The organism is Streptomyces sp. NPDC091279 (assembly GCF_044757465.1).
GTDB lineage: Bacteria > Actinomycetota > Actinomycetes > Streptomycetales > Streptomycetaceae > Streptomyces.
This window is the reverse complement of record NZ_JBIVVA010000007.1, coordinates 359,256-383,936: the sequence shown is the minus strand read 5'-3', so window position 1 is coordinate 383,936 and position 24,681 is coordinate 359,256. Positions and strand designations below refer to the sequence as shown.

At 71.1% G+C, this 24,681-nt stretch carries 25 protein-coding genes; 10 read left to right on the top strand and 15 right to left on the bottom strand.

The features are described 5' to 3' along the window. Positions 1–102: 102 nt before the first annotated feature. Together ACIQOU_RS20135 and ACIQOU_RS20130 are read right to left on the bottom strand one after the other, a co-directional pair. On the bottom strand, positions 103–825 hold the full coding sequence (locus tag ACIQOU_RS20135; RefSeq protein WP_401538119.1) for a hypothetical protein: 723 nt from the start codon (positions 823–825) through the stop codon (positions 103–105). A gap of 84 nt (positions 826–909) precedes the next feature. Then, on the bottom strand, positions 910–1,212 hold the full coding sequence (locus ACIQOU_RS20130) for a hypothetical protein (RefSeq protein WP_401538118.1): 303 nt from the start codon (positions 1,210–1,212) through the stop codon (positions 910–912). A gap of 109 nt (positions 1,213–1,321) precedes the next feature. Here ACIQOU_RS20130 and ACIQOU_RS20125 point away from each other — a divergent pair, with 109 nt between their 5' ends. Together ACIQOU_RS20125 and ACIQOU_RS20120 are read left to right on the top strand one after the other, a co-directional pair. After that, positions 1,322–1,663 (top strand): hypothetical protein, encoded by a 342-nt coding sequence (locus tag ACIQOU_RS20125; RefSeq protein WP_401538117.1) that lies wholly within the window; start codon positions 1,322–1,324, stop codon positions 1,661–1,663. Positions 1,664–1,869: 206 nt separating this feature from the next. Beyond that, positions 1,870–3,132 carry an Ig-like domain-containing protein gene (locus tag ACIQOU_RS20120; protein WP_401538116.1) on the top strand — a complete coding sequence of 421 codons (1,263 nt, stop codon included), beginning with the start codon at positions 1,870–1,872 and terminating at the stop codon, positions 3,130–3,132. Between the two features lie 103 nt (positions 3,133–3,235). Here ACIQOU_RS20120 and ACIQOU_RS20115 read toward each other — a convergent pair whose 3' ends face one another. Next, positions 3,236–4,138 (bottom strand): helix-turn-helix domain-containing protein, encoded by a 903-nt coding sequence (locus tag ACIQOU_RS20115; RefSeq protein ID WP_401538115.1) that lies wholly within the window; start codon positions 4,136–4,138, stop codon positions 3,236–3,238. A gap of 180 nt (positions 4,139–4,318) precedes the next feature. Here ACIQOU_RS20115 and ACIQOU_RS20110 point away from each other — a divergent pair, with 180 nt between their 5' ends. Further along, complete coding sequence (locus ACIQOU_RS20110; RefSeq protein WP_401538114.1) at positions 4,319–5,359, top strand: NAD(P)-dependent alcohol dehydrogenase; 1,041 nt, start codon at positions 4,319–4,321, stop codon at positions 5,357–5,359. 372 nt (positions 5,360–5,731) lie between these two features. On the opposite strand, the gene ACIQOU_RS20105 is transcribed toward ACIQOU_RS20110, so the two are convergent. The 5 genes from ACIQOU_RS20105 to ACIQOU_RS20085 all read right to left on the bottom strand — a co-directional run bounded on the left by ACIQOU_RS20105 (position 5,732) and on the right by ACIQOU_RS20085 (position 10,530). After that, positions 5,732–6,769, bottom strand: a complete 1,038-nt coding sequence (locus ACIQOU_RS20105) for a FecCD family ABC transporter permease (protein ID WP_401538218.1) — start codon at positions 6,767–6,769, stop codon at positions 5,732–5,734. 388 nt (positions 6,770–7,157) lie between these two features. Continuing rightward, entirely contained in the window at positions 7,158–8,147 is a 990-nt protein-coding gene (locus tag ACIQOU_RS20100; protein WP_401538113.1) for a FecCD family ABC transporter permease, read from the bottom strand. Further along, entirely contained in the window at positions 8,144–9,193 is a 1,050-nt protein-coding gene (locus tag ACIQOU_RS20095; RefSeq protein WP_401538112.1) for an ABC transporter substrate-binding protein, read from the bottom strand. Before ACIQOU_RS20095 ends, ACIQOU_RS20100 begins: the two co-directional genes overlap by 4 nt. Positions 9,194–9,366: 173 nt before the next feature. Further along, positions 9,367–10,008, bottom strand: coding sequence for a DUF4291 domain-containing protein (locus tag ACIQOU_RS20090; protein WP_401538111.1), 642 nt, complete (start codon positions 10,006–10,008; stop codon positions 9,367–9,369). A 138-nt stretch (positions 10,009–10,146) separates the two neighbouring features. Continuing rightward, on the bottom strand, positions 10,147–10,530 hold the full coding sequence (locus ACIQOU_RS20085; RefSeq protein WP_401538110.1) for a MerR family transcriptional regulator: 384 nt from the start codon (positions 10,528–10,530) through the stop codon (positions 10,147–10,149). Between the two features lie 91 nt (positions 10,531–10,621). Between ACIQOU_RS20085 and ACIQOU_RS20080 the strand changes: the two genes are divergently transcribed. Continuing rightward, the gene (locus tag ACIQOU_RS20080) at positions 10,622–11,080 is read left to right on the top strand and encodes a hypothetical protein (protein ID WP_401538109.1); all 459 of its coding nucleotides are present in this window, start codon (positions 10,622–10,624) and stop codon (positions 11,078–11,080) included. Positions 11,081–11,114: 34 nt separating this feature from the next. Here the strand turns inward: ACIQOU_RS20080 and ACIQOU_RS20075 are convergent, their stop codons facing one another. Next, entirely contained in the window at positions 11,115–12,233 is a 1,119-nt protein-coding gene (locus ACIQOU_RS20075) for a hypothetical protein (protein WP_401538108.1), read from the bottom strand. A gap of 153 nt (positions 12,234–12,386) precedes the next feature. On the opposite strand from ACIQOU_RS20075, the gene ACIQOU_RS20070 reads away from it, so the two are divergent. Then, on the top strand, positions 12,387–13,541 hold the full coding sequence (locus ACIQOU_RS20070; RefSeq protein ID WP_401538107.1) for a cystathionine gamma-synthase: 1,155 nt from the start codon (positions 12,387–12,389) through the stop codon (positions 13,539–13,541). A 22-nt stretch (positions 13,542–13,563) separates the two neighbouring features. Here ACIQOU_RS20070 and ACIQOU_RS20065 read toward each other — a convergent pair whose 3' ends face one another. From ACIQOU_RS20065 to ACIQOU_RS20055, 3 genes are all read right to left on the bottom strand, one after another. Further along, a complete protein-coding gene (locus ACIQOU_RS20065) occupies positions 13,564–13,773 on the bottom strand; it encodes a hypothetical protein (RefSeq protein ID WP_401538217.1) in 210 nt (69 codons plus the stop codon). A 112-nt stretch (positions 13,774–13,885) separates the two neighbouring features. Beyond that, the gene (locus tag ACIQOU_RS20060) at positions 13,886–14,371 is read right to left on the bottom strand and encodes a sigma factor-like helix-turn-helix DNA-binding protein (protein WP_401538106.1); all 486 of its coding nucleotides are present in this window, start codon (positions 14,369–14,371) and stop codon (positions 13,886–13,888) included. 151 nt (positions 14,372–14,522) lie between these two features. Beyond that, positions 14,523–15,026, bottom strand: a complete 504-nt coding sequence (locus tag ACIQOU_RS20055; RefSeq protein WP_401538105.1) for a MarR family winged helix-turn-helix transcriptional regulator — start codon at positions 15,024–15,026, stop codon at positions 14,523–14,525. Positions 15,027–15,196: 170 nt separating this feature from the next. Between ACIQOU_RS20055 and ilvA the strand changes: the two genes are divergently transcribed. The 3 genes from ilvA to ACIQOU_RS20040 all read left to right on the top strand — a co-directional run bounded on the left by ilvA (position 15,197) and on the right by ACIQOU_RS20040 (position 18,521). Then, positions 15,197–16,426: a threonine ammonia-lyase gene (gene ilvA, locus ACIQOU_RS20050; protein ID WP_401538104.1), complete on the top strand. Its 1,230-nt coding sequence runs from the start codon at positions 15,197–15,199 to the stop codon at positions 16,424–16,426. Positions 16,427–16,596: 170 nt separating this feature from the next. Next, positions 16,597–17,655 carry an ATP-binding cassette domain-containing protein gene (locus ACIQOU_RS20045; RefSeq protein ID WP_401538103.1) on the top strand — a complete coding sequence of 353 codons (1,059 nt, stop codon included), beginning with the start codon at positions 16,597–16,599 and terminating at the stop codon, positions 17,653–17,655. Beyond that, positions 17,652–18,521, top strand: coding sequence for an ABC transporter permease (locus tag ACIQOU_RS20040; RefSeq protein ID WP_401538102.1), 870 nt, complete (start codon positions 17,652–17,654; stop codon positions 18,519–18,521). Before ACIQOU_RS20045 ends, ACIQOU_RS20040 begins: the two co-directional genes overlap by 4 nt. Before the next feature lie 238 nt (positions 18,522–18,759). On the opposite strand, the gene greA is transcribed toward ACIQOU_RS20040, so the two are convergent. Together greA and ACIQOU_RS20030 are read right to left on the bottom strand one after the other, a co-directional pair. After that, a complete protein-coding gene (gene greA, locus ACIQOU_RS20035) occupies positions 18,760–19,260 on the bottom strand; it encodes a transcription elongation factor GreA (protein ID WP_401538101.1) in 501 nt (166 codons plus the stop codon). 177 nt (positions 19,261–19,437) lie between these two features. Then, the gene (locus ACIQOU_RS20030; RefSeq protein ID WP_401538100.1) at positions 19,438–19,836 is read right to left on the bottom strand and encodes a DUF4307 domain-containing protein; all 399 of its coding nucleotides are present in this window, start codon (positions 19,834–19,836) and stop codon (positions 19,438–19,440) included. 149 nt (positions 19,837–19,985) lie between these two features. On the opposite strand from ACIQOU_RS20030, the gene mca reads away from it, so the two are divergent. Both mca and ACIQOU_RS20020 read left to right on the top strand, forming a co-directional pair. Beyond that, on the top strand, positions 19,986–20,867 hold the full coding sequence (mca, locus tag ACIQOU_RS20025; protein ID WP_401538099.1) for a mycothiol conjugate amidase Mca: 882 nt from the start codon (positions 19,986–19,988) through the stop codon (positions 20,865–20,867). Further along, positions 20,860–21,168: a hypothetical protein gene (locus ACIQOU_RS20020; protein ID WP_401538098.1), complete on the top strand. Its 309-nt coding sequence runs from the start codon at positions 20,860–20,862 to the stop codon at positions 21,166–21,168. Before mca ends, ACIQOU_RS20020 begins: the two co-directional genes overlap by 8 nt. A gap of 155 nt (positions 21,169–21,323) precedes the next feature. Here ACIQOU_RS20020 and ACIQOU_RS20015 read toward each other — a convergent pair whose 3' ends face one another. Beyond that, a complete protein-coding gene (locus tag ACIQOU_RS20015; protein ID WP_401538097.1) occupies positions 21,324–24,530 on the bottom strand; it encodes a tetratricopeptide repeat protein in 3,207 nt (1,068 codons plus the stop codon). Positions 24,531–24,681 lie beyond the last annotated feature (151 nt).

Genomic DNA, 24,681 nt, shown 5'->3' with positions numbered 1-24,681 from the left:
GGTGAGAGGTGCCCGCTGTCAGTCGTGCGTGCGCAGGCCCGGCTGCTTGGGGGCGTACCGGACCTGCTTCTGCCGCTCAGGGAACCCGCACGTGCCGGACGCCTACTTCAGTTTTCTGGACTGGGCCTTCGGGATTTCTGCCGGGACCGTGTAGTCGAGCTTCTTGCCGGTCATGGCTGCCGTGAGGTTGAGGGAGTAGTACGTGGCGAGAGTGTTGCCGTGGCGGGCGATCTCCGCGTGGGCGACCATCTTGCCGGCGCCCTCATTGGTGACAGCGAACGCCACCGACTCGTCACCGGTGCCGGAGGACTGCTCCTCGGCGACCTTCGTGTACTTCTGCGTCTCCTGGCCCTTGGCCGAGACGGTGAACCCGCCCGCGCAGGCGGCGACCGCGTCCTTGGCGGACTTCAGGGTCTCCTGGGCGCCCTCGCCCTCGTAGGAGGAGAGGGAGACCATCGTGACCGTGGAGTCGAGACCGCCACCGGACGTCGCGTCCTTGGGCGTCTTGGTGGTGATCAGGTCGGTGTAGGCGCTCTCGTCGCCCGGCGCGAACCCGCTCACCGCGTAGGCGAGCGGCGCGCACGTGGCGTCCTTGGCCGTCACCGCGTCCTTCGACGCGGCGAACCGCTCGGTGGCCGCGGCCGGCTGGATCTCGTAGCCCGGCAGATCCGCCTTGGCGACGATCAGCTTCTTCAACTCGGCCGCGCTGTACGTCTTCGCGGCGGACTCGGAGGAGGAAGTGCCCTTCTCCTTCGCGTCGTTGGAGCCGTTGTCGGACGACTCTCCACCGCACCCCGTGATGAGGACGAGCGACAGTGCGCTCACGGAAACCGTGGCGACCAGGCGCGCCCTCGATGATCTCTTCATGAGCGGACTATGAGGTTTCAGTCAAGGAAACGTCAAATCGCTTTAAAAGCCCAGGCGTTCGCGGCGCACCGAGTAGACGACGAAGCCCGCCCCCAGGGTCAGGCAGAGGGTGCCGCCGATGACGTAGGGCGTGGTGTCGAAGCTTCCGGTGTCGGCGAGGCGGACCTCGTCGCCGTCGGTCGAGGACGTCACCGACACCGCTCTGGCCTGCGTCGTCGCGGTCACCGAGGGTTCGTCGCGGGCCGGGGCGTCCTGGGACGCGTTGGCGGAGGGGACGAACCACAGGGCGCCGAGGAGGGTCCCCGCGGCGGTGGCGGTCAGCAACGGACGGCGAGCGGATGACACGGAATATCGATCCCCTTGTGGCGCTGGTGAATTGGCCGTGTGGGGCGATGTTAGTGAAAGGCGCGGGTCACGGGAAAGTCACGGGAGCGACGGGCCGTACGCTCCGGGCATGAGCATCGAAGAGACCTCACGTTTTGTCCGGCTTCGGGTGGAAGTCGTTCTCGAAGTGGCGGACCCGGACGCCGTCCGGAAGGCCGCGCTCGCCCGGATCACCGACGAGGGTGTGACCGACGGGGAACGGGTACCCGCACAGCAGGCTGTGACCGAAGACACCGCGGAGGCCCTGGCCTACCTCGTCGACCCGTTCGACCTGGTCAGCGCGGTGCCGGGGGTGGAACTCGCGCAGGCCTCCTGGTCCAGCGAGGAGATCGAGTACGACCCCGATTCGCCCGACTGGGACCTGGACGAGGATGATGAAGAAGGCGACGACGCGGAGGACGGCGTTCGCTGACGCGGCTTGGGGAAATCGTGACCCCGGTCGGCAACCGCCGTCCGGGGTTCGCTCGTCTCAGGGAGACGCACCGACCGGCCGCCGCACCGCGACGCATCCCCGGCGACGTGGCATGCCCCACATGTTTTCGCATCGCGGAACGGGATGAACCGGTCGTAGCGTTGAAGTTCGTTATACGGGGACTGTGGGTTCCGGGTTCGGCGACGATGGAGAAGCGTGTGATGACGGACAGTAAGCGGCGCAAGGGTCTGATGGCCGCGTCCGCACTGCTCGGCGGTGTGCTGGTGCTCTCGGCCTGCTCCGGCGGTGACGACGCCTCGGGCAGCGGCGGCAAGGAGTCCTCGCAGGCCGAGGCGGACAAGGCCGCGGCCCAGAAGAGCTCGGCGGCCGACATCCAGATCACGCCGAAGGACGGCTCCGACAACGCCTCGATCAACAACTCCGCCGCCGTCAAGGTCGCCAAGGGCACGCTGACCAGCGTCTCCATGAAGACCACCGACGGCGCCGAGGTCGCGGGCCAGCTCTCGGCCGACAAGACCAGCTGGAAGCCCACCACCCAGCTGGAGCGCTCGACCACCTACAAGGTGACGGCCGCCGCGAAGGACTCCGACGGCCTGGTCGCGCACGAGAACGCGTCGTTCACGACGGTCTCCCCGACCAACAGCTTCATAGGCAACTTCACCCCGGAGAACGGCTCCACGGTCGGCGTGGGCATGCCGGTGTCGATCAACTTCGACAAGGCGATCACCAACAAGGCCGCCGTCCAGAAGGGCATCACGGTCAGCTCCAGCAGCGGCCAGGAGGTCGTCGGCCACTGGTTCAACGCCAACCGGATCGACTTCCGCCCCGAGGACTACTGGAAGGAGAACTCCACCGTCACGCTGAAGCTCGCGCTCGACGGTGTCGAGGGCGCCTCCGGTGTCTACGGCGTGCAGCAGAAGACGATCACCTTCCACATCGCGCGCAACCAGATCTCCTACGTCGACGCGAAGACCAAGCAGATGGAGGTCACGCAGGACGGCAAGACGATCAAGACGATCCCGATCTCGGCCGGTTCGCCGCAGAACAAGACGTACCAGGGCACCATGGTGATGTCCGAGAAGTTCAAGGAGACGCGCATGAACGGCGCGACCGTGGGCTTCACCGACGACGACGGCAAGGGCGAGTACGACATCAAGGACGTGCCGCACGCCATCCGCCTCACCAACTCCGGCACCTTCATCCACGGCAACTACTGGGGCGCCAAGTCCGTCTTCGGCAGCGTCAACACCAGCCACGGCTGCGTGGGCCTGTCCGACACCAAGGGCGCCGACGACAAGGGCACGCCGGGCTACTGGTTCTACACGAACTCGATGGTGGGTGACGTCGTGGTCATCAAGAACACCGGCGACAAGACGGTCTCCCCGGACAACGGCCTCAACGGCTGGAACCTCAACTGGGCCGACTGGAAGGCCGGTTCGGCCGTCTGACCCGCACCGCCCGACCCCACAACCCCGCTTCACCGTTCTGCTCCGACGCGGTTGTGCCGATGCCGTCCCTGCGGGGGCGGCATCGGCGTTCTCCGGCGTCCGGTCAGGCCTGTCGGGCGGAGGAGCCCGCCCGGGTGGCGTCGGTGCCCCAACTGGCCAGCAGGCGCAGGGCGTCGGCCGACGGCGAGTCGGGTTCGGCGTGGAAGGTGACGAGGTACTGCTCACAGTCGTCGGGGAGGTTGAAGGACTCGTAGGACAGGAACACCTCACCGACCAGCGGATGGCGCAGGTGCTTCACGCCGTGGTTCTTCTCCTTGACGTCGTGCCGGGCCCACAGCCGCCGGAACTCCTCGCTCTTCACGGAGAGTTCACCGACCAGCGCGGAGAGCCGGGAGTCGTCCGGGTGGCAGCCGGCGTCCATCCGCAGATAGCTGACGACGTCGGAGGCCTTCTGGTCCCAGTCGAGGTACAGATCCCGGTACTCGGGCTTCAGGAACACCAGCCGCGCCCAGTTGCGGTCCTGCGGGGGCAGCTCCCCGAAGTCGCCGAAGACGGCCGCCGCCATCCGGTTCCAGGCGAGGATGTCGCACCGCCGTCCCGAGATGTACGCGGGCAGCCCGTCCAGCGAGTCCAGGAGCTGGCGCAGCGCGCCCCGTACCTGCTGGGTGCGGGCGGCCGGTTTCTTCTTGAGCTGCTTCGGCTTGGCGAGGTGCGTCAGGTGGGCGTGCTCGGCGTCGGTGAGGCGCAGGGCGCGGGCGATGGAGTCGAGGACCTCGGCGGAGACGTTGCGGCCGTTGCCCTGTTCGAGGCGGGTGTAGTAGGCGACGGAGACCCCGGCCAGCTGGGCCAGTTCCTCGCGGCGCAGCCCCGGTACCCGGCGGTGCCGGCCGAAGTCGGGCAGGCCCACGTCCTCCGGCTTCAGCTTGGCCCGCCGGGTGCGCAGGAACTCACTCAGCTCGGCCCTGCGGTCCAGGGGCGCCGAGGAGGCGCCGGGCATCTCGTCCATACGCCCAGTATTCACCCGGGCCCCGAGGTCGTACGCCGGTGAGTCTGTCCCCGCCAGTGGTAGGCACAGCAGTCGTACGTTGGAGCGAGGGGTGGGTAGTCCTTGCCGATGGGGGCAGGCTGGACGGCGTACCCGACTGAAACCGGCCGGGTCAGCCACCCTCACAAGGAGTTCTCCGGCATGACCACTGTCGCCGCTTACGCAGCACCCGCCGCCAAGGCTCCGCTGGAGCGCACCACGATCGAGCGCCGCGCGGTCCGCGAACACGATGTGCTGATCGACATCGAATACGCCGGAATCTGCCACTCCGACATTCACCAGGCTCGCGAGGGCTGGGGCGAGGCCATCTTCCCGATGGTTCCCGGCCACGAGATCGCGGGCGTCGTCTCCGAGGTCGGCCCGGGCGTCACCACGTACCAGGTCGGCGACCGGGTGGGCGTCGGCTGCATGGTCGACTCCTGCCGGGAGTGCGAGAACTGCCTCAAGGGCCTTGAGCAGTACTGCCTGGAAGGCAACACCGGCACCTACAACGCCGTCGGCCGGGACGGTGAGCCCACCTACGGCGGCTACTCCCAGAAGATCGTCGTCGACGAGAGCTTCGTCGTCCGCATCCCGGACAGCCTCTCCCTCGACGTCGCCGCGCCGCTCCTGTGCGCCGGCATCACCACGTACTCCCCGCTGAAGCACTGGAACGCCGGTCCCGGCAAGAAGGTCGCCGTGGTGGGCTTCGGCGGCCTCGGCCACATGGGCGTCAAGATCGCGCACGCGCTCGGCGCGGAGGTCACGGTGCTCTCGCAGTCGTTGCGCAAGCAGGAGGACGGCCTGAAGCACGGCGCCGACCACTACTACGCCACCAGCGACCCGAAGACCTTCGAGGAACTGCGCGGCAGCTTCGACCTGATCATCTCGACGGTGTCCGCGCCGCTGGAGCTGAGCCAGTTCCTGTCGCTGCTGAAGACGGACGGCGCGCTGGTCAACGTCGGTGCCCCCGAGGAGCCCGTCTCCCTCAACCTCTTCTCCGTCATCATGGGCCGCAAGACCCTCGCCGGGTCCGGCATCGGCGGCATCCAGGAGACCCAGGAGATGCTGGACTTCTGCGCGGAGCACGGCATCGGCGCGGAGATCGAGCTGATCTCCGCGTCCGAGATCAACGAGGCGTACGAGCGCGTACTCGCCAGCGACGTTCGCTACCGCTTCGTGATCGACACGGCAACGATCTGAGCAACCAGCCCCAGACCAACTGACGGCCACACAAGGCCCCGTTCCCCACTCCCGGGGGGGGTACGGGGCCACCGCCGTCATCCGGCAGGCCCGAGCGGGTAGCCGACGGCTAGGGCGCGCCCTGTTTTTAAGGGGCGCGGGGCGGTATCGATATGCGGCTCCGCCGCGTGGGCGCGACCGGCTGGCCTGGGCGGGCCGGGGAGGGGTTGGGCGACGCCCGGTTTTTTCGGGCGGCGGTGGCTGGCCCGAGCGGGTGGCCGACGGCTAGGGCAACGCCCTGTTTGTAAGGGGCGCGGGGCGGTATCGATATGCGGCTCCGCCGCGTGGGCGCGACCAGCCACGACGGCGGGTCAGCCGCCCGACAACCCTGTCCTACCGCCCGCGCCCGCGCCCAAGCAGCCACAGCAAGTAAGGTCCCCCCACCAGCGAGGTGAGCGCACCCACAGGCACCTCCAGCGGAGGAAGCCCAGTCCGCGCCACAAGATCCGCCCCGACCAGCACCACCGCCCCGGTGACCCCGGAACACACCAGCGGCAACTGAGGCGTACGAGTAAGCCGCCGAGCCACCTGCGGAGCAGTCAGCGCGACAAACCCCACCGGCCCCGCAGCCCCCGTCGCGGCAGCGGCAAGAACGACGCCCAGCACAGTGAGCCCCAGCCGCGTCAGATCCACCCGCACCCCCAGCGCAGCGGCCGTCTCCGGGTCGAGCCCCAACGGCCGAGCCGCCCGCGCCGCCCACACCAACGCGGGCAGCGCCAGCAGCAGAACGACCCCCAGCGGCCCCGCCTGCTCCCACCCCCGCCCGTTCAGGCTCCCGGTGAGCCACAGCTTGACCTGCTCGGCGGCCTCCAACTCACTGTCGGTGAGATAGAGCTGCACGATCGCGGAGAGCGCGACCCCGATCCCCACCCCGGTCAGCACGAACCGGCTCGGCTGCATCCCGTGCCGCCACGCCAGCACATACACCAGCCCGGCCGCCGCGAGCCCCCCGACGACGGCCACGAGCGGCACCGCCCCCGGCGAGGCGACGGCACCGGTGGCCAGCGCCAGCACCGTCGCGGCGGCGGCCCCGTGTCCGACGCCGATGACATCGGGGCTGGCCAGCGGGTTGCGGGTGACGGTCTGCACGAGGGCCCCGGCGAGCCCGAGGGCGGCACCGACCAACGCTCCGAGCACGATCCGCGGCACCCGCAACTCGTTCACGACGAGGTCGTTCGCGGTGCTCTCGCCGCGCACGGTGCGCCACACCTCGCCGGGTGACACGAACGTCTGTCCGACGCACGCCGACAGCACCATCAGGGCCAGCAGCAGCCCGAGCAGCAGCACACCGACCAGCAGGGAACGCCGGTGCAGCAGCACCGAGAGCCGGGGAGTGGGCCGGAGCAGGATCGCCTGGGCGGACGGCAGCAGCACGGCACGGCGGGCCGCAGCAGGCGGAACATCGGGGCCAACGGCGACTGCGGCACGGTCCCGGGCACCCGGCGGCACGGGCGCGTCGCCGACGCGGTGAGCCTCAACGGCACCGTGCGCCTCTTCACCCCGCCGAGCCTCACCGGCCCCGCCCCGCCGAACCCCGCTCACCAGACAGCCCCCTCGCAGCGGACCCCGTTGAACTCCCGCCCCCGAAGCGGCCCCCCACCCAGCCCACGCATCGGGCCCCCGCCCACTCCACGCGCCACCGGGCCTTCGCCCAGCCAACTGGCCACCGGGCCCCCGCCCACTCCACGCGCCACCGGGCCTCCGCCCAGCCAACTGGCCACCGGGCCCCCGCCCACCCCACGCACCACCGTGCCCCCGTTCAACTCACGGCCCCCCTGCGTCGCACCAGTACCACCAGGACCGGTACGCCCACCAGGGCGGTCATCACGCCGGCCGGGACCTCCGCCGGGGCGCGGACCACGCGGCCCGCGACGTCGGCGCCCAGCAGCAGCGCGGCGCCGAGCAGGGCCGACAGCGGCAGGATCGCCCGATGCCCGCCGGACGTCACGAGGCGCCGGGCGAGGTGCGGTACGGCGAGGCCGATGAACGCGATCGGCCCGGCGGCGGCGACCGCGGCGGCCGTCAGCAGAGTCGCGCCGAAGGCCGCCGCACCCCGGATCAGCCCCACCTTCGTGCCGAGCGCCCGCGCCGTCTCGTCGCCGAGGGCCAACGCGTCCAGGCCCCGCGCGCAGACCAGCACCAGCACCGCCCCGGCCAGCAGGAACGGCAGCATCCGCCCGACGGTTCCGGCGTCCCGCCCGCTGAGCGCGCCCACCTGCCAGAACCGGAACTGGTCCAGCGTGGCCGAACTGGACGTCAGCACGACCGTCGTTCCGCCCGCCGTCATCGCGGACAGCGCGGTCCCGGCCAGCGCCAGCTTGACCGGCGACGCCCCGCCCCGCCCGCGCGACGCGACCCCGTACACCAGGCACGCGGCGACGACGGCACCGGCGAACGCGTACCAGACGTAGCCCGCGAAGCCGTTCGCGAGGCCGAACGCGATGGCGACGACGACCCCCGCCGCCGCACCCTGGCTCAGCCCGAGGATGCCCGGGTCGGCGAGCGGGTTGCGGGTGACGGCCTGGAGCGCCGCCCCGGCCACGCCGAGCGCCGCGCCCGCCGTCAGCCCGACCTCGGTCCGCGGCAGCCGCAACGACCGTACGACCAGCGCGTCCGGTGAACTCCCGCCGTGCAGCAGGGCGTCGAGCACCGCCGCCGGGGGCACCGCGCGGGTGCCGACGGCGAGCGAGAGCAGGACGGCGACGGCGACGGCGAGCGCCGCCGCCGGCCAGGCGAGGCGTCGGCTCACTTGCCGAGATGCTCGGTGAGCTGCTTCACGACCAGACGCGCGGCGGTGGGACCGGCGTTGAGGTACCAGGGGTCGTCGTCGACCTTCACGGCGTGCTTCGCCTTGACGGCCTTCATCGACTTCCACAGCGGACCGGCGAGCACGCTCGACGCGTCGGTCTTGGACGCGTCGCCCTGTACCGAGTAGAAGATCCAGTCACCGTCGGCGGTGTCGATGCTCTCCGAACCGATGTCCTGCGAAATCGCCTTGAACTGCTGCGACTTGGGCCGCTTGAGCCCCATGTCGGCGGCGATCGACCCGGTGAAGGAGGAGACGCCGAACATCCGGGTGCGGTCGGGCGTGAACCGCAGCATGGAGACGGTGCCGTCGCCGAGCGTGGCCCCCTTCTTCCCGGCGTCGGAGACGATCCCGTCGAGCAGCTTCTGCGCGGCCTCGCCCTTGCCGACGGCGTCGCCGACGAGGAGGAGGTCGCGCTTCCAGTTGACGCCGTTGCCCGCGGTGATCACGGTGGGGGCGATCTTCGAGAGCTTGGGGTAGAGGTCGCCGAGGGAGGCGTTGGCCAGGATGAGGTCCGGCTTGGCCTTGGCGAGGGTCTCCAGGTTCGGCGCCTGCCGGGTGCCCGCGTCGGTCATGGCGGCGAGCTTGGACTTGTCCTGCGGGAACGCGTCGGCGAGGTAGTCGGGCACGAGCCCGGCGTTGTCGGCGCGGGTGGTGGCGGCCGGGACGACACCGAGGGAGAGCAGGTCGTCGAGCTGCCCGGTGCTGAGGGCGGCGACCTTCAGGGGCGCGGACTTCAGGGCCGTCTTCCCCTTGAAGTGCGTGACCGTACGCGGGAACACCCCGTCCTCGGCCTCGCTCGACCCCATCCCGGCGGCCAGCTCGCTGGGCGCGACGGACGGCCCCTCGCTGGCCCCGATGACCTGGTTGCGCCCGGAGTCGGATGTCCCGGAGCCCTCCTTGCCGCCGCCGTCCGAGGAGGAGCAGCCGACCAGCAGCCCTCCGACGACCACCACGGCCAGCCCGGCCTTCACACCGATTGCACGCACAACGACTCCGATCATCCTATAAGGCAAGCCTTACCTTAACCGCTCCCCGGAGTTGCCCACATCACGGGGGAGGGGTGAAGGGGGAAGGGGCGCGGGCGGATGCCTCGGGAGATCGGAACGGCGAGGCCCGAGCCGTCGGCCGAAACGCTGGACGCGCGAGAGTCGGGAGAGCCTCAACGGCGCCGAGTGCCAGGGGAATTGGGCCCCTGGTCCCGGGCTCCCGTCGGCCGCAGCGGGGACAGCAGCTCGTCCGGGACCGGGTAGGGCCGCTCCGGCGGCAACAGCTTCCGCGCCGCGTCGAGATCGTCGTCACGTACGAGGGCGTGGATCTCCCGGGCGAGCGGGGTCACGTCCCGGATGCCGACCGTCCACTCGTCCGCGTACCGCCGGACCGCCTCACCGGAGAGCCCGAGCTGCAACGACCGGTACGGCAACGGCCGCAGCCGCAGATCCCGCTCCGGGTCCCACTGCACCCGGGTCGGGGACCGCTTCAACTCCCTTTGCCAGGAGGCGAGATCGGCGTGCACCCCGGGCACATAGCTCGACAGGCACGCGTTCCGCAACGCCCACGCGAACCCGTCCCGCGTGATCTCGACGGCGAGAACGGTCTCCTGCCCCTCCTTCGTCCCCCACCCGCAGCGGTACATCATCCACAGGAACGACGGCTTGATCCACGTCATCCGCTCCCGCTTCCACCCCCCGGGAAACCGCCCGTCCCGCGCCGCCGGCCCCCCGATCCCGACCGGATACGCCTGATAAACGGTGACCGTGGCCCCACCATGAACGGCCCGAACCTCACACTGCCTCTGCTCCATACCCTTCAGCGTGCGGGGGAACGGAAGGGCAGAGCCACTGAATTACCCCCGGGGCCGCACGGCCGACGGTGCCGCGAACCGCCGAGGGCGCCGTCGGTATCTCGGCCCTGTACCGGCCTACCGCCGTACCGTCTCGCCTCACCGCAGAGCCTGCTGGGTCACCGGTCCCTCCGGCACTCGCAGGGGGCAGCCCGTGCCGACTCGGGTTGTCAACTCGGCTCTCAGGGTGGTGAGTTCGGCCATGCGGGCGTCGAGCACCTGGATCTTTTCCTCGAAGAGGGCCGACAGGGCTGCCGCGGTGTCCGGGGCCTCGCGGAGTCTCTCGCCGGTGTGTGCGATCTCCGACAGGGAGAAGCCGAGTGTCTGGGCGGTGCGGACGTATTGCAGCCAGGTCAGGGTCTCGGGTGGGAAGTCGCGGTATCCGTTGGGCAGGCGTCGGCTTTCGACCAGGCCGACCTTCTCGTAGAAGCGGATCGTGTCCCTGCTCATGCCTGCCAGTGCGGCAAGTTCACCGATGCGCATGACCCTCCATCGGATATCGGGCTTGACCTTGGAGCGTAGTCCACTGTTTAGCGTCAGGTGTCGCTGTCACCTGACCAGCAGGAGTCTCGTCGTGAGCCGTCTTCGCCCGTCCGCTCGTCCCGCCGCCTACCTCCGCGTCGTGCGCGCCAGCGCCTGGTACGACCTGGTCGTCACGGCGGGGTTCGCGACTCCGTGGACGTATGCGCTGGTCCACGACGCGCTGTCGTCGACCGGCAGCGCGCTCGGGCTCGGCGGCCTGCCCGAACTCGACCTGTGGCAGACCCTGTTCGCCAATCTGATGGGCTCGCTGGTGGTCGTCTGGGCCCTGCTGCGCCTCGTCGGGCCACGGCTGGAGCACGGGTTGTTCGACGGCATCGCCCGGGTCCTGTTCGCGACGTGGCAGGCCTACGCGCTGGTCCATGGAGCGACGCGGCTGCTGTGGCTGTTCCTCGCCGTCGAGGTGACGTTCGGCGTACTCCAGCTCGCGCCCTGGTGGCGCCGGAACACGGGCCTCGCCGACGGACGCCCCCTGGGCACGGCGAGCCGGTGACCCGAGGGCCCCGACAGCGGCCACGGGCGCGCCCTCAGTGCGGCAACGACGCCGGGCTGCCCCCGTTCGCCTCGTAGCCCGCCACCGCCAGGGCGCGGTAGACCGCGAACTCCGCCGCCGGGTCCGGGGAGAGCGTCCAGGGCAGGGCGCCCACGTGGCCGTCTATGTGGACGAGCTGGGACATGGCCTCGGCCCAGCGTTCGCCGCGGACCAGGAAGAAGACCAGGAGATGGCGGACATGGGCCAGCATGGGGTCGTCGGAGCGGGCGGCGTGCACCGCGAAGAGGGCGCCGTGCATCGCCTTCGTGACGACCTCGCTCTGGTAGAAGCCTCGGACGAGGTTCACCTCGGGCAGGTGCTCGAAGACCGCGAACAGCGGCATCGCGGCGAGCAGCGAGCCCTGCGGGGCGCGGGCGGCGGCGGCCTCCGCGAAGGAGTTCGCCAGCTCGCGGGAGCCGTGCCACTTCTCGCACCAGTAGTGCAGGGCGGCCAGGTGCGCGCCCATGTGCGCCGGAGCGCGGTCCAGGATCTTCAGCCAGAGCTGCTCGAACTCCGCCTGGGGATAGGCGAGTCCGCGGGCCACGGACAGCTCGACGAGGTACGGGATCGGGTCGCCCGGCGCCAGCAGCGCCGCGTCCTCGCACGCCGACAGCGCCTCCTCCATGATGATCCGGAAGTCGTCCGTGCCCGGCGTCGACGTCCGCCACGCCTGCTGGACCAGGAACTCCGCGTGCACCGCGGCGCCGCCCGCGTCCTTCGGGTTCTCCGCCCGCCACACCCGCAGCCACTGCCCGCCCGGCGTCTGACCGACCCCGCCCGGCCGCTGCGCCAGCTCCAGCGACGCGGCGCCCGCGAACGCCTGCACGCGCTGCCAGCGCAGCTCACCCGCAGCCGCCGTGCCGGCCAGCAGCTGCGCGGCCGCGCGGTAGTCCTGCGTGTGCTGCACCACGTCCAGGACGTCCAGCAGATCCTGGTCGGGCCCCGGCATCCGCACGTCCAGCTCCTCCTGCGGCGCGAAGCCGTAGTTCGCCGGGTCCGCCGCGTCCGGGTGGCCCGGCGGGACCTGCTCGATCACGCCCCGGCGCCGCCGTATGACCGGCAGCAGCACGAAGCCGATCATGGCCACGGAGATCAGGACCCACAGAATCGTCATGCGACAAGCGTTCCAGACACCGCCGACAATTGGCCAACCCGCCCCCGAGCCTGTGGAAAACCCGTCACATGGGCCGGGGGGAAACCCTGCGGAACGGCCCCGTGACCCTCGTCGTCCGCCACCGGACCGCCGCGCGCATTACGCTCGGTGTCCATGAGCGACAGGCACCCCAGTCAGCACTTCGAGACCCTCGCGATCCACGCGGGCAACACCGCCGATCCCCTCACCGGCGCGGTCGTCCCGCCCATCTACCAGGTCTCGACCTTCAAGCAGGACGGCGTCGGCGGACTGCGCGGCGGCTACGAGTACAGCCGCAGCGCCAACCCCACCAGGACCGCCCTGGAAGAGAACCTCGCGGCGCTGGAGGGCGGCCGCCGGGGTCTCGCGTTCGCGTCCGGACTGGCGGCCGAGGACTGCCTGTTGCGTACGCTGCTCAGCCCCGGCGACCACGTGGTCATCCCGAACGACGCCTACGGCGGCACGTTCCGGCTGTTCGCGAAGGTCGTCGCCCGCTGGGGCGTCGAATGGTCGGTCGCCGACACCAGCGACCCCTCCGCCGTGCGGGCCGCGATCACCCCGAGGACGAAGGTCGTCTGGGTGGAGACCCCCTCCAACCCGCTGCTCGGCATCACCGACATCGCGGCCGTCGCCCAGGTCGCCCGCGAGGCCGGCGCCCGGCTGGTCGTCGACAACACCTTCGCCACGCCCTACCTCCAGCAGCCGCTGGCGCTCGGCGCGGACGTCGTCGTGTACTCCCTGACCAAGTACATGGGCGGCCACTCCGACGTCGTCGGCGGCGCCCTGGTCGTCGCCGACCAGGAACTCGGCGAGGAGCTGGCCTACCACCAGAACGCGATCGGCGCGGTCTCGGGGCCGTTCGACTCCTGGCTGGTGCTGCGCGGCACCAAGACGCTCTCGGTGCGCATGGACCGGCACAGCGAGAACGCCGCCAAGGTCGTCGACATGCTCACCCGGCACGCGCGCGTGACGCAGGTGCTGTACCCGGGCCTGCCCGACCACCCCGGTCACGAGGTCGCCGCCAAGCAGATGCGTTCCTTCGGCGGCATGGTGTCGTTCCGGGTGCAGGGCGGCGAGGAGGCGGCCGTCGAGGTCTGCAACCGCGCCAAGGTGTTCACCCTCGGCGAGTCCCTCGGCGGCGTCGAGTCCCTGATCGAGCACCCCGGCCGGATGACGCACGCGTCCGTGGCCGGTTCGGCCCTGGAGGTGCCGGGCGACCTGGTGCGCCTCTCCGTGGGCATCGAGAACGTCGAAGACCTCCTGGAGGACATCCAGCAGGCGCTCGGCTAGCCGACCCGACCGCTCACCGGCGTCACCAGCCGGTGAGCGGCGGCGTCGTCTGCGACGGCGGCTCCACCCAGGGGCGCACGGTCAGCGCCCAGACCGCGAAGGCGGCGACGCCGGTCAGCAGGAGCAGCCACAGCAGCCGCCGGACGGCCCTGCGACGGCGCAGCTGCCGTTGCCCGCGCCGCACGGCAGCGGCGTACAGTCCCGGCGGTACCGCAGGCGGCGGCCCGTCCATGAGGCGCCGCACGGCGGTCTCACGCCGGTTCACCGGCGCCGCCCGCAGGCCGCGTGACCGGTGAACGGCACGCACGCGTGGCGGCCGTTTTCCCCGGCTGCTCCCTCACGGCTCACAACGGAGTCACCTCCGTCACCGGGGGCGCCGGTTTCCTGGGCGGATGCAGCAGCGTGGCCGTCGCTCGGTCGCAGATCGCCCGGACGCGTCCAGGAGCCAGCCCCAGCAGGGCCGCGGTCTGCTCCTCGGCGACGCCCTCATGGAGTCTGAGGACCAGGACGAGGCGTTCCGGCGGGGTCAGCCGGGCGAGGGGGCCCCGAGGGCGGGTGCGGCCGCCGTGGCGGTGCCAGGCGGCGCGGGTGAAGCGGGCGACCAGATGGCGGCGGGCGCGGTCGTAGGGGTCCTCGCCGCGCGGTCGGTCCCAGCGCGCGTACGTGTGCGCGAGGGCGAGCGTCAGCAGGCGTCGCGCGCGGGGGTTGCCGTTAGGCGCCTCCGCCGTCAGCAGGGTCGCGGCATGCAGCAGCCGTCCCGCCGCGCCCGCGACGAACGCCTCGAACTCCCGGGCCCTGCGGGCGTCTTGAGCGGCCTGCCGGTCACGCACCACGCCCTCCCGCCTGACGCGTCCCGCGAGGGGACGGGCCCGGCCGACGGGAGCGTCCGCGACAGGGCTCGGTCCCATAGGAGGGCAGCGACGGCCCTCCGTCAAGAGGGGGGCGGCCACGCACGCGTGGCGGCCGGAAACCCCGCGAACGCTATGAGGCGGACGGCGTCTCGTCCGGTCCCGCCACACCCTGCGTCGACATCCGCGCGGACAGCGCCACGTTGAACCGGGTCAGCAGCGAGCAGAACGCCTCACGCTGCTCGGGCTCCCAGTCCTGGGTCAGCTCGGCCATCAACTGGCGCCTGGACGACCGCACTTCCTCCAGGCGGGCGAGCCCGCGCGGGGACAGCTGAAGGACCACCGCGCGGCCGTCCTCCGGGTGCGAGGTGCGTTTGACGAGCCCGGTGTCGACGAGCGGCGCGACCTGGCGGGTGACCGTCGACGAGTCGATGCCCATGCTGGCCGCGAGCGCCTTCACCCCCATCGGGCCCTCCTTGTCGAGCCGGTTGAGCAGCAGGTACGCGGCGCGGTCCATGGAGTTGCGCACCTGGCCGACCCCGCCGAGCCGGGTCTGCTCGGCACGGCGGGCGAAGAGCGCCACTTCGTGCTGCAACGTTTCGAGGAGACCGGTGTCACCGGCGGTCGTCATGTCCATCGACATTCCAGGCGTTGTGGGCATGGCCGGGGGCTCGCTTCATGAAGGGGCTGCTGGGATGGGGGACAGGTTACGCGGCCGGGCGGCGGGTCGTACCTGCGCTGTGGAAAGCCGGTCTCGGAGGTTGGTCACACAGGCCGCCGACAGCCGTGAACTGCGATGCTTGACTCATGAGCTACAGCACGGCTGACTCCTTGCGGCCCGTGACCCTCGACGACGTACGAGGCGCCCAGAAGATGCTCACGGGCGTGGCGCGGGTCACGGCGATGGAGGGCAGCAGGCATCTGTCCCAGCTGGTCGGTGCCCCGGTCCACCTCAAATGCGAGAACCTCCAGCGGACCGGATCGTTCAAGCTGCGCGGCGCGTACGTGCGGATCGCCGGGCTGCTGCCCGAGGAACGGGCCGCCGGAGTGGTCGCGGCCAGCGCAGGCAACCACGCCCAGGGCGTCGCCCTCGCCTCCGCGCTGCTCGGCGTGCGGGCGACCGTGTTCATGCCCAAGGGCGCCCCGCTCCCCAAGATCAGCGCCACCCGCGAGTACGGCGCCGAGGTCCGCCTGCACGGCCAGGTCGTCGACGAGACACTGGCCGCCGCGCAGGCCTACGCGGCCGAGACCGGCGCGGTCTTCATCCACCCCTTCGACCACCCGGACATCATCGCGGGCCAGGGCACGGTCGGCCTGGAGATCCTGGACCAGTGCCCGCAGCTGCGCACCCTCGTGGTGGGCATCGGCGGCGGTGGCCTGGTGGCCGGGATCGCCGTCGCGGTGAAGGCACTGCGGCCCGATGTGCGGATCGTGGGCGTCCAGGCGGAGGGCGCGGCGGCCTACCCGCCCTCGCTGACGGCCGGGCACCCGGTGTCGATCCCCCACCCGGCGACGATGGCCGACGGCATCAAGGTCGGCCGGCCCGGCGACGTGCCGTTCGGCATCGTCGCCGACCTGGTGGACGAGGTCCGCACGGTCAGCGAGGACGAGCTGTCCGCCGCGCTGCTGCTCTGCCTGGAGCGGGCCAAGCTGGTGGTGGAACCGGCGGGGGCGAGCCCGGTGGCGGCGCTCCTCGCCCGGCCGAGGGAGTTCGAGGGGCCGGTCGTGGCCCTGCTGTCCGGGGGCAACGTCGACCCGTTGCTGATGCAGCGCATCCTGCGCCACGGCATGGTCGCGCAGGGCCGCTACCTCGCCGTCCGGCTGCGCCTGACCGACCGCCCCGGCGCCCTCGCCTCGCTGCTCGCGTCGCTGTCGGAGGCGGACGCCAACGTCGTCGATGTCAGCCACGTGCGGACCGACTCCCGGCTCGGGATCACCGAGGCCGAGGTCGAACTCCACCTGGAGACCAAGGGCCCGGAGCACTGCGCCGAGGTCGGCCGGACCCTGCGCGAGGCCGGTTACACGGTCATCGACTGAGGTCAGAGGCGTCTCGCCGGTCGGCTCGGAATGACTTTGTCACTCGTTCGGGTAACCCCATTGAGAGACGCGATACATCGCGTTATGGTGTGTCTCGTGGCATCCGCTGGGCGGATCAATCGGCACAAACCTAGGCTTCTCGAAGAATCCCCGATGACGTGGAGACAGATATGCCAGGCGCCATCCATGCGGAAGGTCTGGTCAAGACCTTCGGCGACGTACGGGCTCTGGACGGCGTCGACCTCGATGTCCCCGAGGGCACGGTCCTCGGCCTGCTCGGGCCCAACGGCGCGGGCAAGACGACAGCCGTCCGCTGTCTGACGACCCTGCTGCGCCCCGACAGCGGCCGGGCCGTCGTCGCGGGCCTCGACGTCCTGAGACACCCCGACGCGGTACGGCGTTCGATCGGCCTGTCCGGCCAGTTCGCCGCCGTCGACGAGTATCTGACCGGCCGGGAGAACCTCCAGATGGTCGGCCGTCTCTACCAGATGAAGGGCAGGGCGGCGAAGGCCAGGGCCGTGCAGCTGCTCGACCAGTTCAGCCTCACGGACGCCGCCGACCGGCCTGCCAGGACCTACTCCGGAGGCATGCGCCGACGGCTCGACCTCGCGGCGGCCCTGGTCGTCTCCCCGCCGGTGATGTTCATGGACGAGCCGACCACCGGACTCGACCCACGCAACCGCCAGCTGCTGTGGGAGGTCATCAAACAGCTCGTCTCCGGCGGCACGACGATGCTGCTGACCACCCAGTACCTGGAGGAGGCCGATCAACTCGCGCACGACATCGCGGTGGTGGACCAGGGCCGGGTCATCGCCCGCGGCACCTCCGACCAGCTCAAGGCCCGCACCGGCGGCGAGCGCGTCGAGGTCGTGGTGCACGAGCGCACCCGCATACCGACCGCGATCGAGGTCCTGAACGGCTTCGGCAAGGGTGACGTCTCCGTCGACGAGCACACCCGCAAGCTGACCGTGCCCGTCTCCGGCGGCGCGGTCCTCCTCGCCGAGGTCATCCGCGAACTGGACGGACGCGGCGTCGAGATGGACGACATCGGCCTGCGCCGCCCCACCCTCGACGACGTCTTCCTCTCCCTGACCGGCCATGCCGCCGAGGCCGGAGAGGGCGACGAAGCCGATGAAGGCGACCCGGGCGACAGAGACGAAGCGGCAGACGGGGCGAGGGCGCCGGACCCGCGCACGGACCGCAGCCGGAAGACGGAGGTAGACCAGTGAGCACCGTTCCCCACACCGCCCCCGAGGCCGCCCCCGTACCGGCCCGCCGCAACCCCATCGGCCAGTCGATCCGGGACTCCCTGGTCATCACCCAGCGGAACCTGATCCGCATGACCAGGATTCCCGAGATGGTGCTGTTCGGGGTCATTCAGCCGGTGATGTTCGTGGTGCTGTTCACCTATGTCTTCGGCGGCTCCCTGAAGATCGGGAACACCACCGACGCGGACGTCTACAAGAACTTCCTGATGGCCGGGATCTTCGCGCAGACCGTCACCTTCGCCACCGCAGGGTCCAGCGCGGGCATCGCCGACGACATGCACAAGGGGCTCGTCGACCGCTTCCGCTCGCTGCCCATGACGCGCGGCGCGGTTCTCACCGGGCGCACCCTCGCCGACCTCGTCCAGACGGCCATCACCCTGCTCGTCCTCGCGATCGTCGCGCTCATCGTGGGCTGGCGCCCCGGCTCGGCCGAGCCGACCGACGCCGGGAAGATCCTGGCCGGCTTCGGCCTGCTGCTGCTCCTGGGATACGCCTTCACCTGGATCGGGGCGCTGATCGGCCTGTCGGTGCGGACCCCGGAGGCGGCGACCTCGGGCGGGATCATCTGGCTCTTCCCGGTCACCTTCATCTCGAACGCCTTCGTGGACTCCGGCCAGATGACTCCCTGGCTGCGGCACATAGCCGACTGGAACCCCTTCAGCGCCACGGTGCAGGCGTGCCGACAGCTCTTCGGCGACCCCGGCCTCTCCCAGTCCGGTGCCTGGCCCATGCAGCACCCGGTGTGGGCCTCGCTGATCTACTCGGTCCTGATCGTCGCGGTCTTCCGGACCCTGGCAGTCCGCACATACCGCTCGGCGACCGCCTGACCGGCCCGCCTGACGGGCCCGCCTGACCGGCCCACCCCGCCCGGCGGCCCCGCCGGGCAGCAGCCTCGGGCAGCCGCCGCCCCGGGGAGCCCGGAGACTCCCCGGACCGCACGGACGTTGCCCGGGAAGGACCGCACGGACGGTGGCCGGGAATGGCGGAACCCCCGGAGTCACAGGGCAGGACACCGGGGGCTCGCGAAGGGCTTGCGGGGGTCGGCCGGGTGGGGCCGGGGGCAGGTCAGCCGTTGTAGGGCTCGGCGCTGAGGATCTTCACCGAGGCCTTCTTGCCGTTCGGCAGCTCGTACTCGGCGTCCTCGCCGACCTTGTGGCCGATCACGCCGGAGCCCAGCGGGGACTGCGGCGAGTAGGTCTCGATGTCGGAGCTGGCGTACTCGCGGGAGGCCAGCAGGAAGGTGAGGGTGTCGTCCTCGTCGCCGTCGAAGGCGATCGTGACGACCATGCCAGGGCCGACCGCACCGTCAGCGGTGGGCTTGGCCTCGCCGACCTGGGCGTTCTCCAGGAGCTGGGTGAGCTGGCGGACCCGCAGCTCCTGCTTGCCCTGCTCCTCCTTGGCCGCGTGGTACCCGCCGTTCTCCCGCAGGTCGCCTTCCTCGCGCGCGGCTGCGATCTTCCCGGCGATCTCCGTGCGCGCGGGACCAGACAGGTACTCCAGCTCGGCCTTGAGCTGGTTGTACGCCTCCTGGGTCAGCCAGGTGACGTTCTCACTGGTCTGGGTCACAGGTGCTCCTCGTAGGTACTGGGAATACAAAGCATCGCCCTACCCAGAAGAATGTTCCTTCATGGAAGGGCGAAACCACGAGCCTAACAATTCACCGGCCGAAGGGGGAGGACATAAGGCATCAGAAACCCGTCGGTACTGGTCAGCGGCGAGGTATCGCGACCGGCGCCGGTCGCGTCAGTCGGCGTGACAGCCGAGCAGCTCCGCCGTGGTCCCCGGGGCCGTCGTACGGAGGGTGAGCATCCGGTCGATCCGGGTGGCGCGGCCGTCGAAGCGGAAGTCGGCGCGGCCCACCTCGGCGCCGTCCGCGGACTGGGAGCGCAGCGTGCAGTAGCCGTCGGCACCGGCGTCCTTGCGGACCTCCAGATGCACCTTCACCGAGTCCTTGCCGGTGTCGAAGGCGATCACCTCGGCGCTGATCTTGTTCTGCACGACGTAGTAGTAGGCGAAGTAGCCGACCACGGCGAGCAGCACGGCGCCGAGCACCGCACCGAGGACCTTGAGCTTGTGATCCGCCCGCTCGTCCGAGGAACGGCCGTAACGGCCCTCGGGCAGGTGCGGGGTCGCGGTGCTCATGATCGGTCCTCTCGCAAGGTGCGGGACCGAGGTCCCGAAAGGGGCTTCCGGAGCGGACCCCGGAATTATTCGCCCCCCGATTCGGTCACTATAGAAGCCGCCGATCGCACTCCCGTCCGCGGGGGCGCCGACTGACTGAGGATTGAGTCTTGACTGACCAGCTGCGACTGATGGCCGTCCACGCCCACCCCGACGACGAGTCGAGCAAGGGCGCGGCCACCATGGCGAAGTACGTGTCCGAGGGGGTGGACGTGCTGGTCGTGACCTGCACGGGCGGGGAGCGCGGCTCCATCCTCAACCCGAAACTGCAAGGTGACGCGTACATCGAGGAGCACATCCACGAGGTACGCAAGAAGGAGATGGACGAGGCCCGGGAGATCCTCGGGATCAAGCAGGAGTGGCTTGGGTTCGTGGACTCGGGGCTGCCCGAGGGCGACCCGCTGCCCCCGTTGCCCGAGGGCTGCTTCGCCCTGGAGGACGTCGACAAGGCGGCCGGTGAGCTGGTGAAGCAGATCCGTTCGTTCCGTCCGCAGGTGATCACCACCTATGACGAGAACGGCGGCTACCCGCACCCCGACCACATCATGACCCACAAGATCTCGATGGTCGCCTTCGAGGGGGCGACGGACACCGAGAAGTACCCGGAGTCGGAGTTCGGCCCGGCGTTCCAGCCGAGCAAGCTCTACTACAACCAGGGCTTCAACCGGCCCCGCACCGAGGCGCTGCACCAGGCGCTGCTGGAGCGCGGCATGGAGTCGCCGTACGGGGACTGGCTCCAGCGGTGGAAGGAGTTCGAGCGGGTGGAGCGCACCCTGACCACGCATGTCCCGTGCGCCGACTTCTACGAGATCCGTGACAAGGCGCTGCTCGCGCACGCCACCCAGATCGACCCCGACGGGGGCTGGTTCCGGGTGCCGCTGGAGCTTCAGCGGGAGGTCTGGCCGACGGAGGAGTACGAGCTGGCGAAGTCGCTCGTCGACACCTCCCTCCCCGAGGACGACCTCTTCGCGGGCATCCGCGACAATGCCTGACATGAGTGCAAGTCTGAGCATCGCAATGACGCACCTCGTCCCCCTCGCCGAGGTGGACGAGAACAAGGTCACCCCCGGCGTCCTCGGCTTCGTCGTCTTCGCGGCGATGGCGGTCGCCGTCTGGGGGCTGATGAAGTCGATGAGCAAGCACATGAACAAGGTCGACTTCAAGGAGCCCGGCTCCGAACCGGCCTCCGAGACGGCCGCCCGGGCGACGACGGGGACGCAGACCGAGTCGAAGGCCGGGGCGAAGTCCGAGGAGTCGGCGGCCGGCTCGGCGGGCTCGAAGACCCAGGGCTGACGTTCCGCGCGACCCTCACCGACGGCGATCCGGACAGTGACCCGTGCGGTGGTCCGGACAGTGGTCCGGCGGTGGTCCGGACAGTGGTCCGGGGCGGTGCAGGTGTCGCGCGGAACGGCGGTCAGCGTGGAACGTCGGTCAGGGCGGGGCGGCGGTCAGACCTGGAGTTCGCCGGTCGCCACCCCCATGACCTCGCGGGCGTGCCGGCCCGGGACCATGCCCAGGCGCCAGGCCTGCCAGCCGGTGTCGAGGTCGACGCCGCGTTCCAGCAGCAGCCGGTAGGCGGCCACGTACTCGTCCAGCTTCTCGTCCCGCAGCGGATGGCCGGTGCGGGACAGCTCCGTCAGTTCTTCTTCGGCGACCGCCGTGCCCACCTCGGTGCCGCCCGGCGCCGCGTAGGGGAGCAGGGTGCAGCGCAGGAAACGCGCCCAGTCCTCGCCGCGCCGGTCACCGTACGACGTGAACAACGCCGTCGCCTCCTCGCACAGGGCGAGCGCCTGCTGCGCGCGCCCGTTGCCCGCGTCCACCACGACCAGCTCCAGGCACGTCCACGCCTCGCCGTGGGCGACGCCGATGCGCTGGAAGTCGGCGCGCGCGTCGACGAGGAGCTGGCGGGCGAAACCGGAGTTGCGCAGCGAACCGGTCTGCGCCGCCCGCTGGTCCCGGGTCACCCGCGCCGAATGGTGCCGGGCGCACGCCAGCCCGTAGACGTCCCGCATCCGCGAGAACATCGTGCGCGACCGCTCCAACTCCCGTACCGCCCGGTCGAGATCACCGGTCTCCTCCAGCGCCTGGCCCAGGTAGTAGACGGTCCAGGCCTCGCCGCGCGCGTCCTCGTTCTCCCGGTGCCTGGCCGCCGCCTGCCGCAGCGCGTCGACCGCCGGTGAGGCGTCCCCCGCCACCAGCCGGGCCCGCGCCAACTGCGTCAGCGCCCACGCCTCGCCGCGCGCGTCCCGGGTCCTGCCGTACAGCTCCAGGGCCGTGCGCAACTCTTCCTCCGCGCGGGGAACGTCGCCGAGTCGCAGCGCCAGCTGCCCGAGCTGGAAGTGGGCCCACGCCTCGCCGTGCACGGACTCGCCCGCGCGGTGCAGCACCAGGGAGTCGGTGAGCAGGGTCAGCGCCCGCGCGAGATGGGCGCGGTCGCGTTCCACCGCCGCCAGCGCGTGCAGGGTCCAGGCGCGGTCGGTGGCCAGTTCCGGCGCGGCCTGGAGGTCCAGGGCCTCCTGGAGTTTCGCCGCCGCCTCGGTCAGATTGCCCTGGTGGTGCAGGGTGATGCCGAGCGAGCACAGGGCCCGCGCCACGCCCGCGTCGTGCTGCGCGTCCCGGTACAGGTCGACCACCGACGCCAGCGTCGTCCGCGCCTTGTCCAGTTCGCCGAGCTGCCGGGCCGCGATACCGGTCCGCCACTGCACCGAGCGCACCAGCAGCCCCTGATCGACGGCCTGCGCCAACTCGCTGATCTCGCCCAGGCGGTAGAGGTCACCGCGCAACAGGCAGTAGTCGCACAGGGCGCCCAGCAGGTTCAGCACGGCGGCCTGGTTGACGCCCTCCGCGTGCCGCAGCGTGGACGTGATGAAGCTCGTCTCGTCGTCCAGCCAGCGCAACGCCTCGTCCAGCGAGGTGAATCCGTGCGGGCTGAACCGGTCCGAACGCGTCGACATGTTGCCGTCGACCAGCCGCAGCACCGAGTCCGCGAGATCGGCGTAGTTCACGATCAGCCGCTCCTGCGCCGCCGCCCGCTCCGCCTGCTCCTCCTCGTCGAGCAGCCGGGCATGCGCGAACGCCCGTACCAGATCGTGCAGTCGGTAACGGTTGCCGCGCACGTGCGCGATCAGCCCCGCTCTCGACAGCGCGGCCAACTGCCGTTTCGCCTCCGTCTCGTCTGTCGCCAGCAGCGCGGCGGCCGCCGCCGCGCCCAGCGACGCCCGCCCCGCGAGCGCGAGGCGCCGCAGCAGCCGCCGGGCCGCCTCCGACTGGTCGGTGTAACGCAGCCACAGCGCCCGCTCGATGGGCTCGACCGGCCCGTACACCCCCAGATCCGTGGCCAGTTGACGCGGCGAACGCGGCCCGAGCGCCGACCCCGCCACACTCAGCGCCAGCGGCAGCCCACCGCACAACTCCCTGATCCGGTCGGCGGATTCGGCATCGTAGGGCCCCGCGCTCTCCTGCGCCGCCGCCTCCAACAACTCCTCGGCCCCCGCCGCGTCCAGCTCCTCCACCGCCAACTGGTGCACCTGCCCCGGCAGTTCGGGCAACTCCAACGGGCGCCGCGCGGTGACCAGCACCAGACTGTCCGACCGTTCAGGAACCAACGCCCGCACCTGCTCCGGGTCCGAGGCATCGTCCAGAACGATCGTGACGGCGACGTTGGTCAGATGCTGCTGGTACAACTCGCCCAGCCGCCGCACCTGTTGGTCGGGGGAGGAACGCTCCCGGAACAGCAGCTGTTCGCGCGGCGCGCCGAGCCGGTTCAGCAGATGCAGCAGGGCGTCCCGGGTGGGCAGCGGCTGCTCCTCGGGGCTCGCACCCCGCAGGTCGACGACGCAGGCGCCCCGGAAGTAGTCCTTCAGCTCGTGCGTCGCCCGCACCGCGAGCGCCGTCCGCCCGCTGCCGGGCGCGCCGTGCAGCACGACCACCGTCGGCCGGGTCTCGGTCGCCGCCCGCGACGCCTGCACCCACTGCCGAATCCGGCCCAGTTCGCCGCGCCGGCCCGCGAACACGCCCTTGCTGTCCGGGAGATGACCGAACGACTGGGTCAGCACCGTCCGCCCCCGGGCCGCCCCGCTCTTGTCCGCGCCGCGCAGCTGGGGCCCGCCGGTCTTCTTCTTCGGCCCCGTCGACGCGGCCAACACCCGCTGCTGGTCCAGGAACGGCCGGATGCCCCGCACCTCAAGCGCCGTCAGCCACTGCAACCTCAGCTGCTCGGGGCCGCCCGGCTGACTCGCCGCACCGGCGCGGTGATGGGCGGCGGGCAGATGCGCACCGGCCACCTTCACCACCGTCGCGGCGGCGCCCACCAGGCCCACGGTCACGCCGACGCCCAGCGCGGTCGCCGTGTCGGTGCCGGCGACCAGGTCGGACACGGCAGCCGCGACGGCGGCAACGGCAGCCACCAGCAAGGGAGTTCCGGCCCCGTCCTGCGCGTACCGCTGCCCGAACGTGAGCCGTCCCGCCTCCGTCTCGTCCAGCGCCCGCGTGTACGCGCCGTACTCGTCGGCGGCCGACCGCGCCATCACGTCCAGCGCCCCACGCGCCCGCGACAGCAACACGCTCCCGTCGCTGCGCCCACCCGACCGCCGCACCTCCTCCTCCACGGCCCGCACCAACAACCGCTCGACATCCCCCCGATGCCCGTCCCGCATATCCCGTCCCCCTCCGGCGCCAACTCCATGGCCTACGAGTGTCCGTCGAGACGGACGCGAAGGCGAGGGGGCGGGGGTCCGGGGGTGGGGGCCCCGCATCCGGGCGGCGGACGTCCGGACGCACCTATCCCCATCCCCTACGCGGGTCCGT